General features: G+C 67.1%; 7 protein-coding genes. 4 read left to right on the top strand and 3 right to left on the bottom strand.

Annotated elements, in window-relative coordinates:
- The first annotated feature begins 324 nt into the window (after positions 1-324).
- Together radA and ASD86_RS07040 are read left to right on the top strand one after the other, a co-directional pair.
- A complete protein-coding gene (gene radA / locus ASD86_RS07045) occupies positions 325-1,737 on the top strand; it encodes a DNA repair protein RadA (protein ID WP_056109192.1) in 1,413 nt (470 codons plus the stop codon).
- Between the two features lie 125 nt (positions 1,738-1,862).
- Positions 1,863-2,471 (top strand): hypothetical protein, encoded by a 609-nt coding sequence (locus tag ASD86_RS07040; RefSeq protein WP_056108673.1) that lies wholly within the window; start codon positions 1,863-1,865, stop codon positions 2,469-2,471.
- Between the two features lie 419 nt (positions 2,472-2,890).
- Here ASD86_RS07040 and ASD86_RS27385 read toward each other — a convergent pair whose 3' ends face one another.
- Both ASD86_RS27385 and ASD86_RS07030 read right to left on the bottom strand, forming a co-directional pair.
- Positions 2,891-3,319 carry a glutaredoxin family protein gene (locus ASD86_RS27385; protein WP_056108669.1) on the bottom strand — a complete coding sequence of 143 codons (429 nt, stop codon included), beginning with the start codon at positions 3,317-3,319 and terminating at the stop codon, positions 2,891-2,893.
- Between the two features lie 77 nt (positions 3,320-3,396).
- Complete coding sequence (locus ASD86_RS07030; RefSeq protein WP_056108666.1) at positions 3,397-3,618, bottom strand: hypothetical protein; 222 nt, start codon at positions 3,616-3,618, stop codon at positions 3,397-3,399.
- Positions 3,619-3,913: 295 nt separating this feature from the next.
- Between ASD86_RS07030 and ASD86_RS26505 the strand changes: the two genes are divergently transcribed.
- Entirely contained in the window at positions 3,914-4,147 is a 234-nt protein-coding gene (locus ASD86_RS26505) for a hypothetical protein (protein ID WP_162253623.1), read from the top strand.
- 9 nt (positions 4,148-4,156) lie between these two features.
- On the opposite strand, the gene ASD86_RS07020 is transcribed toward ASD86_RS26505, so the two are convergent.
- Positions 4,157-4,495 (bottom strand): hypothetical protein, encoded by a 339-nt coding sequence (locus ASD86_RS07020; protein WP_056108659.1) that lies wholly within the window; start codon positions 4,493-4,495, stop codon positions 4,157-4,159.
- A 224-nt stretch (positions 4,496-4,719) separates the two neighbouring features.
- Here ASD86_RS07020 and ASD86_RS07015 point away from each other — a divergent pair, with 224 nt between their 5' ends.
- A complete protein-coding gene (locus tag ASD86_RS07015) occupies positions 4,720-6,459 on the top strand; it encodes an enoyl-CoA hydratase-related protein (RefSeq protein WP_200957216.1) in 1,740 nt (579 codons plus the stop codon).
- Positions 6,460-6,601: the final 142 nt, after the last annotated feature.

Below are 6,601 nucleotides of genomic sequence, written 5' to 3'. Positions count from 1 at the left end.
GGCTTGCGCCACGCCTGCCGGTGGCGGGGGTTGGCGCGACCGTGCAGGCATTCGCAAGATGTAGCGATTGCTCGTATCCCCCTGTAGGAGCGGCGCAAGCCGCGACCGCGACCGCGACCTCACGCGCGCGACGCAAACCTGTTTCGCGTCCGCGGCTCACGACCACGGCAAACCCATGGGGCCGCCCGAGCATGGGCCGGCGAGGGATAACCGCGACTCGTGGTCGGACTTTGCCGCGATCGGCGCCGGCGTCTCGCACGATGCGACCGGCAGCCGCTACAGTGCGGTTCCGCTTCGTTCGCAGTGCCCGCATCCGTGTCCAATCTGTCCAAGTCCTCCGGCAAGTCCGCCGCCTCCAAGGCCCGCACCGCTTACGTGTGCTCCGAATGCGGCGCCGATTACAACAAGTGGCAAGGGCAGTGCGGCGAGTGCGGGGCCTGGAACACGCTCAGCGAGTTCGTGGTCGAGCCGGCGGTCAAGGCCGGGGCCGGCGGGGTCGCGGCCAGCCGCCGCAGCAGTTGGGCCGGGCGCGCCGACGCGCCGGCGGTGACCGCGCTCAAGGACGTCAGCCACAGCGAGGAGTCGCGGGTCAGCACCGGCATCGGCGAGTTCGACCGGGTGCTCGGCGGCGGTCTCGTGCATGGCGCGGTGGTGCTGGTCGGCGGCGATCCGGGCATCGGTAAGTCGACCCTGCTGCTGCAGGCGATCACCCGCATGGCCCAGACCTTGCCCGGCCTGTACGTGACCGGCGAGGAATCGCTGTCGCAGGTCGCCGGCCGCGCGTCGCGCCTGGGCCTGCCGCTCGACGGCGTGCATGCGCTGGCCGAGACCGGGGTCGAACGCATTCTCGAACACGCCTCACGGATGAAGCCGGCGTTGATCGTCGCCGACTCGGTGCAGACCTTGTGGACCGAACAACTCGCCGCCGCGCCGGGCTCGGTCAGCCAGGTGCGCGAGAGCGCGGCGCGGCTGGTGCGCTACGCCAAGGAGACCGGAACGGCCGTGTTCCTGGTCGGCCACGTCACCAAGGAAGGCGGCATCGCCGGCCCGCGCGTGCTCGAGCACATGGTCGATGCGGTGCTGTATTTCGAAGGCGAGAGCGGCAGCCGCTTCCGCGTGCTGCGCGCGTTCAAAAACCGCTTCGGCGCGGTCAACGAACTCGGCGTGTTCGCGATGAGCGACAAGGGCCTGCGCGAAGTGCCCAACCCGTCGGCGATCTTCCTGTCCGGTAGCCGTACCCCGCAGCCGGGCAGTTGCGTGATGGTGACCCGCGAAGGCACCCGGCCGCTGTTGGTCGAAGTGCAGGCGCTGGTCGATTCCTCGCCGCTGTCGAACCCGCGTCGGGTCGCGGTCGGCATGGAACAGAACCGTCTGGCGATGCTGCTGGCGGTGCTGCATCGGCATGGCGGCATCTCGGTCGGCGACCAGGACGTGTTCGTCAACGTGGTCGGCGGCATCCGCGTGCAGGAAACCGCGGTCGATCTGCCGTTGCTGCTGGCGGTGCTGTCGTCGCTGCGCGATCAGCCGTTGGCCGAGCAGACCGTGGCCTTCGGCGAGGTCGGTTTATCCGGCGAGATCCGCCCGGTGCCCAACGGCGAGGACCGTTTGAAAGAGGCGGCGACCCACGGTTTCAAGCGCGCCATCGTGCCCAAGGGCAACGCGCCGCGTGGTGGCAAGATCGGCGAGATGGAAGTGATCGCGGTCGAGCGTTTGTCGGAAGCGCTGGAAGCGGCGTGATGGGGCTGGGTGCGCGGCATGCGGGACGGCCGGATCGGCGCCACGCTGCGCCCGTTGCTGCGCGCGTAGGCGAAATGACGGCGATACCGCGACAACCCCCGGCCGGCCCGAGGCGCTAAGCGCGAATGTCGCATCAGTCGCCGCGCGAACCGGACGCCGCACCGACGACGGCGGGCCGCGCGTTCGCGCGCTGGGTCTCGATCGCGCTGCATCCGTTCGCGGTCTTTATCGCGCTGACCCTCGTCAGCGTGCGCGTGCTTGCACCGCAGGCGCTGGGGCATGCGCTGATCGGCGTTTCGGCGGCGGTGCTGGCGTGCTGGGCGTTCGTGCTGCAGCGGCGCCGGGCCGGGCATTGGTCGACGGTGGATGCGTCCAAGGCCAGCGAGCGGCCGCTGTTGTACGCGGTGCTGTTGGCGATTCTGGCGATCTGTTGGTGGTGGATGCGCGGGCAGGCGGCGCCGCTGGCGCAGGGCATCGTCGCGGTCGCGGCGATGCTGGTGGCGGCGGCGGTGTTCAATCGCTGGATCAAGCTTTCGCTGCACATGGCCAGCCTGGCGTTCGCGGCGGTGTCGTTGCTGGCGTTGTGGCGGGTGGTCGGGATCGTGGCCATCTGTGCGTTGCCGCTGCTGGCCTGGGCGCGCTTGCGCATGGCGCGGCATACGCCGGCCGAGGTGATCGGCGGCACGGTGCTGGGCGCGGTATTCGCGCTGGCATTGCGGCTGTGGGCGGGGTGAATCGGTGTCGTAGGCAGGTTCGCCGATCGCAAGTCGACACCGAATTGCGTGGCGACTTTGACTGCGCTGCAGGAAGTCTTTTGTGGGGAGGCTTCAGCCCCGAGGTTTTTCGCTCAGGCGCCGCCGAACGATCCATCTGGCTGATCTAAAAGCGTCGGGGCTGAAGCCCCGCCCACAAAAGACTTCGTGGCGTTCGATCAGGTTGTATCCACAATCGCGATTCGACTCAGGTTCGCAAGCCTGTTAGCGATCGACATTCAACGAACGACCGGCGCCGCGTTGGAACGCAGCGCCGGTCGTGGCGTTGGCTCGACCTAATCCGGTCTTGCTGGATGCAACAAGACCGGATCGTAAAAGCCACTAGAAACGATGTAGGTCCGATAAGACCTGAAAATCCTGTAGGACCCGGAAAACCCGCGTTACGCCGCCGGCTTGCCCGCCTTGGCATGCGCATTGAGCAATTCGACCAGCTTGGCTTCATCGAAGCCCTGCATGCTCTTGTCGCCGATGTAGATCACCGGGACGCTGTTGATCTTCAAGCCGTCGGCTTCCTTGCGAGCGGTCTGGTCCTTGTCGATCACGCGTTCGACGAAACGCACGTTCTGCTTTTCCAGCAGCGCCTTGGCCTTCACGCAGAACGGGCAGGTCGACAGGGTGTACATCACCACTTCGCCGCCGCTGGCCTTGGCATTGGCGTAGACCGCCGAATAATCGCCTTGCGTCACTTGCGCGCCGCCACCGCCGCCACCGATCAGTCCGCTGTTGCGGACCAGATAGCCCGCGCCTACGCCCAGGCCCAGGGCCAGGGCCACGACCAGGATGGTGGTCAGGATCGACTTGAAATTCATTCCTTGTCCTCTTTGAGTGGTGCGCCATGAATCGTCGACGACCGCTCGTGCCAAGCGGTCGCGACAGGGAGAGCGGGTCAGCCCCGGCAGCCGCAGCGGTTGACGCAGGCCTGGCGTTCGCGGAAGCACGCGGCTCCGCCGCCTTCGGCGCGGCATTGTTCGAAGATCGCGATGCAATCGTCCCAGCAGCGGGCGCATTCTTCGGGCGTGCCGCCGCTGGAGAAGGCGCTGAGCGACATCGCCAGGCCGAAGCAGAACGCGGCGCCGATCGACAGCCGGCGCGTGGTAAGTCTCAACATCACTGTTCCTCCTTGTGCCCGTCACTGGGCCGCTAGGGTTATATCACCGGCGCGGTGCCGGGCCACTGCTGTGAAGTCATGGCGGATGTGACCGGCGTTACGGAATCCGGTGCCGCGGGTCGATGCGATGGCGCTTGCGGATACGCACGGGTGTCGATGGCGGTGTGGGCATGCGTGCGGGGTGCCGGTTCGCTGCACTGCGGCACGAATCTGCGCGTGGTTGCGCGAGTTCCGGAGGAGCCTGCGCTCCTCCGGATGCGCTCGATCGGATCAGGGAATCGGACAGCCGCACGCGTTGCCGCAGGCATTGAAATTGGCCGAGCACACGCTCGCCGGTTGCCCGGAGGCGCGGCATGCGCGGCGTTCGGCGAAGCAGCCGTCCCAGCAGTCCGCGCAGCCGGCGGCGAATGCGCTCATCGAGAAGGCCACGCCGAAGCAGAAGGCGACGACGGCGGAAATACGATTGCGTTTATGCAACATGGTGATGCTCTCCTTTGGTGGATCGTTGGCGATCGAGAACGAACGGTAATGCGCGCTGTCAGGGAATCTGGCAGCCGCAGCGACGCCCGCAGGCGTTGTAGTTGGCCGTGCACACCGACGGCGGGTTTCCGGCCGCGCGGCAGATCTGGCGTTGGGCGAAGCAGCCTTGCCAGCACTCTTCGCAGGTGGCGGCGAATGCGCTCATCGAAAAGGCGAGGCCGAAACAGAACGCACACGCGGCCATTACGCGGTTGCTTTGGTTGATCGACATCAGACGTCTCCTTGGTCTGGTGAAACCCACGCTCGTCATGAGCGCGTGGCGATGGACGCCGATGCGATGCGCGAGGCCTGCGTCCAGCGGCGTCGCGAGGGGCGGATGCATCGTGCCGCGAAGCATGCCCGGGTTCGGCCGGCGGCTCGATCGAACGCAGTAGAGCGCAGCCAGCGGCCACGGAAATTGCTCTCGAAACGGTCGCGTTGACGGAACGGCGATAGCCGTCGAAAAAATGCAATTCCGCTGCGGTGCAGCAGGAATTTGTGATCTCCGCTCAGGTTTATGAACACGCCTTGGCACACATTCGAGCCCTTGGCCGTAACAACCCTCGTGACAAGGAGCGTGCGATGGCGCTGCGTATCCTGTTCCTGTGCACCGCCTACAACGGACTGGCGCAGCGCGCCTGGGCCGAGCTGAGCGAACTGGGCCACCAGATCGCGGTGCAGGTCGCGTCCGATCCGGACACCATGCGCGCCGCGGTCGCGCGCGAACGGCCGCAATTGATTGTCGCGCCGATGCTGAAGTCGGCGATCCCCGACGACATCTGGACGCGGCATACCTGCCTGATCGTGCATCCGGGCATCGTCGGCGATCGCGGCCCGTCGTCGCTGGACTGGGCGATCCTCGAAGGCGAACCCGATTGGGGCGTGACCGTGCTGCAGGCGGCGGCCGAGATGGACGCCGGCGACATCTGGGCCAGCGCTGGTTTCGCCATGCGCGGCGCGTCCAAGAGCCAGTTGTACCGGCACGAAGTCACCGACGCGGCGGTGCGCGCGTTGTTGCATGCGGTGGAGCGTTTCGAATCCGGCGACTATCAGTCTGGTGTATTTCGACCGCAACCGCTGGACTACGCGCGCGCCGACGTGCGCGGCCGGCTGCGCGCGAGCATGCGCCCGGCCGATCGCAGCCTGGACTGGGCGATGGACGACGCGACCTTGCTCGCGCGCATCCGCAGCGGCGACAGTTCGCCCGGCGCGCGCGGCGAAATCGCCGGCCTGCGCTGTCATGTGTTCGGCGCGCACGTCGAACCGTCGCTGCGCGGCCGTCCCGGCGAATTGCTTGGACAGCGCGACGGCGCGGTCTGCATCGCCACCGGCGACGGCGCGCTATGGCTCAGCCATCTGCGCGAGAAGGACGGCATCAAGCTGCCGGCGACGCGGGTACTGGGCGAAAAGCGCCTGCACGGCATCGTGGCGCGGGCATCGAAACCCGCGACCTCGGTGGCCGGAAGGCGCGACCATGGCTATCGGCAAATCCGTTACCGCGAAGTCGGCGCGGTGGGTTATCTGCATTTCGATTTCTACAACGGCGCGATGTCGACCGCGCAATGCGACCGCCTGCGCACCGCGTTTTTGCAGGCGCGCCGGCGGCCAACCCGGACCATCGTGTTGATGGGCGGCAGCGACATCTGGTCCAACGGCATCCACCTCAACACCATCCAGGCCGCGGCCGATCCGGCGCTGGAATCGTGGCGCAACATCCTGGCGATGAATGCCTTGGTGCGCGAGATCGTGCTGACCGATTCGCATCTGGTGATCTCGGCGATGCAGGGCAACTCGGGCGCGGGCGGGGTGATCCTCGCGTTGGCCGCCGACCAGGTATGGGCGCGCCGCGGCGCGGTCATGAACCCGCACTACAAGGGCATGGGCGGCTTGTACGGTTCGGAATACTGGACCTACCTGTTGCCGCGCCGGGTCGGCGAGACCTTGGCGCAGGAACTGACCGAAGGCCTGCGCCCGGTCGGCACCGCCGCTGCCGAGCGCATCGGCCTGATCGACGCCGCGTTCGGCGCCAGCGGCGCGGACTTCCTCGCCCACGTCGAACAGCGCGCCGAGCGCGCGGCCGATCCGGCCAGCGTGCGCAAGGCGTTGGCGAGCAAGCGCCGGCGCCGCGCGATCGACGAGCGCCGCAAGCCGTTGGAGAGTTATGGCGCGGAAGAGTTGGCGCATATGTATCGCAACTTCTTCGGCACCGATCGCAGTTATCACGAGGCGCGGCATCGGTTCGTTCACAAGTGTTGCGTGGCGCTGAGTTGCGAGGCTGCGCCGGTCGAGGCGGTGGTTGCGCGGGATCGGGCTACCGCTTGAGGTGAATCGATTGATTCTGGAGTCGATTTAGATCTCGAGGCAGTCGAGGTTGTGGCTGTGGCTGTGCGTGGCTACGGCTCGGCTTCGCGTGCTTCTGCTCGCGCCCCAATTCGCGCAGTCCATCCAGCGCTGCGGCGCCCCT

It is taken from the genome of Lysobacter sp. Root690 (genome assembly GCF_001427785.1).
Classification (GTDB): Bacteria; Pseudomonadota; Gammaproteobacteria; order Xanthomonadales; family Xanthomonadaceae; genus Lysobacter.
The sequence above is the reverse complement of the archived record's forward strand: the minus strand, read 5'-3'. Positions and strand labels throughout refer to the sequence as shown.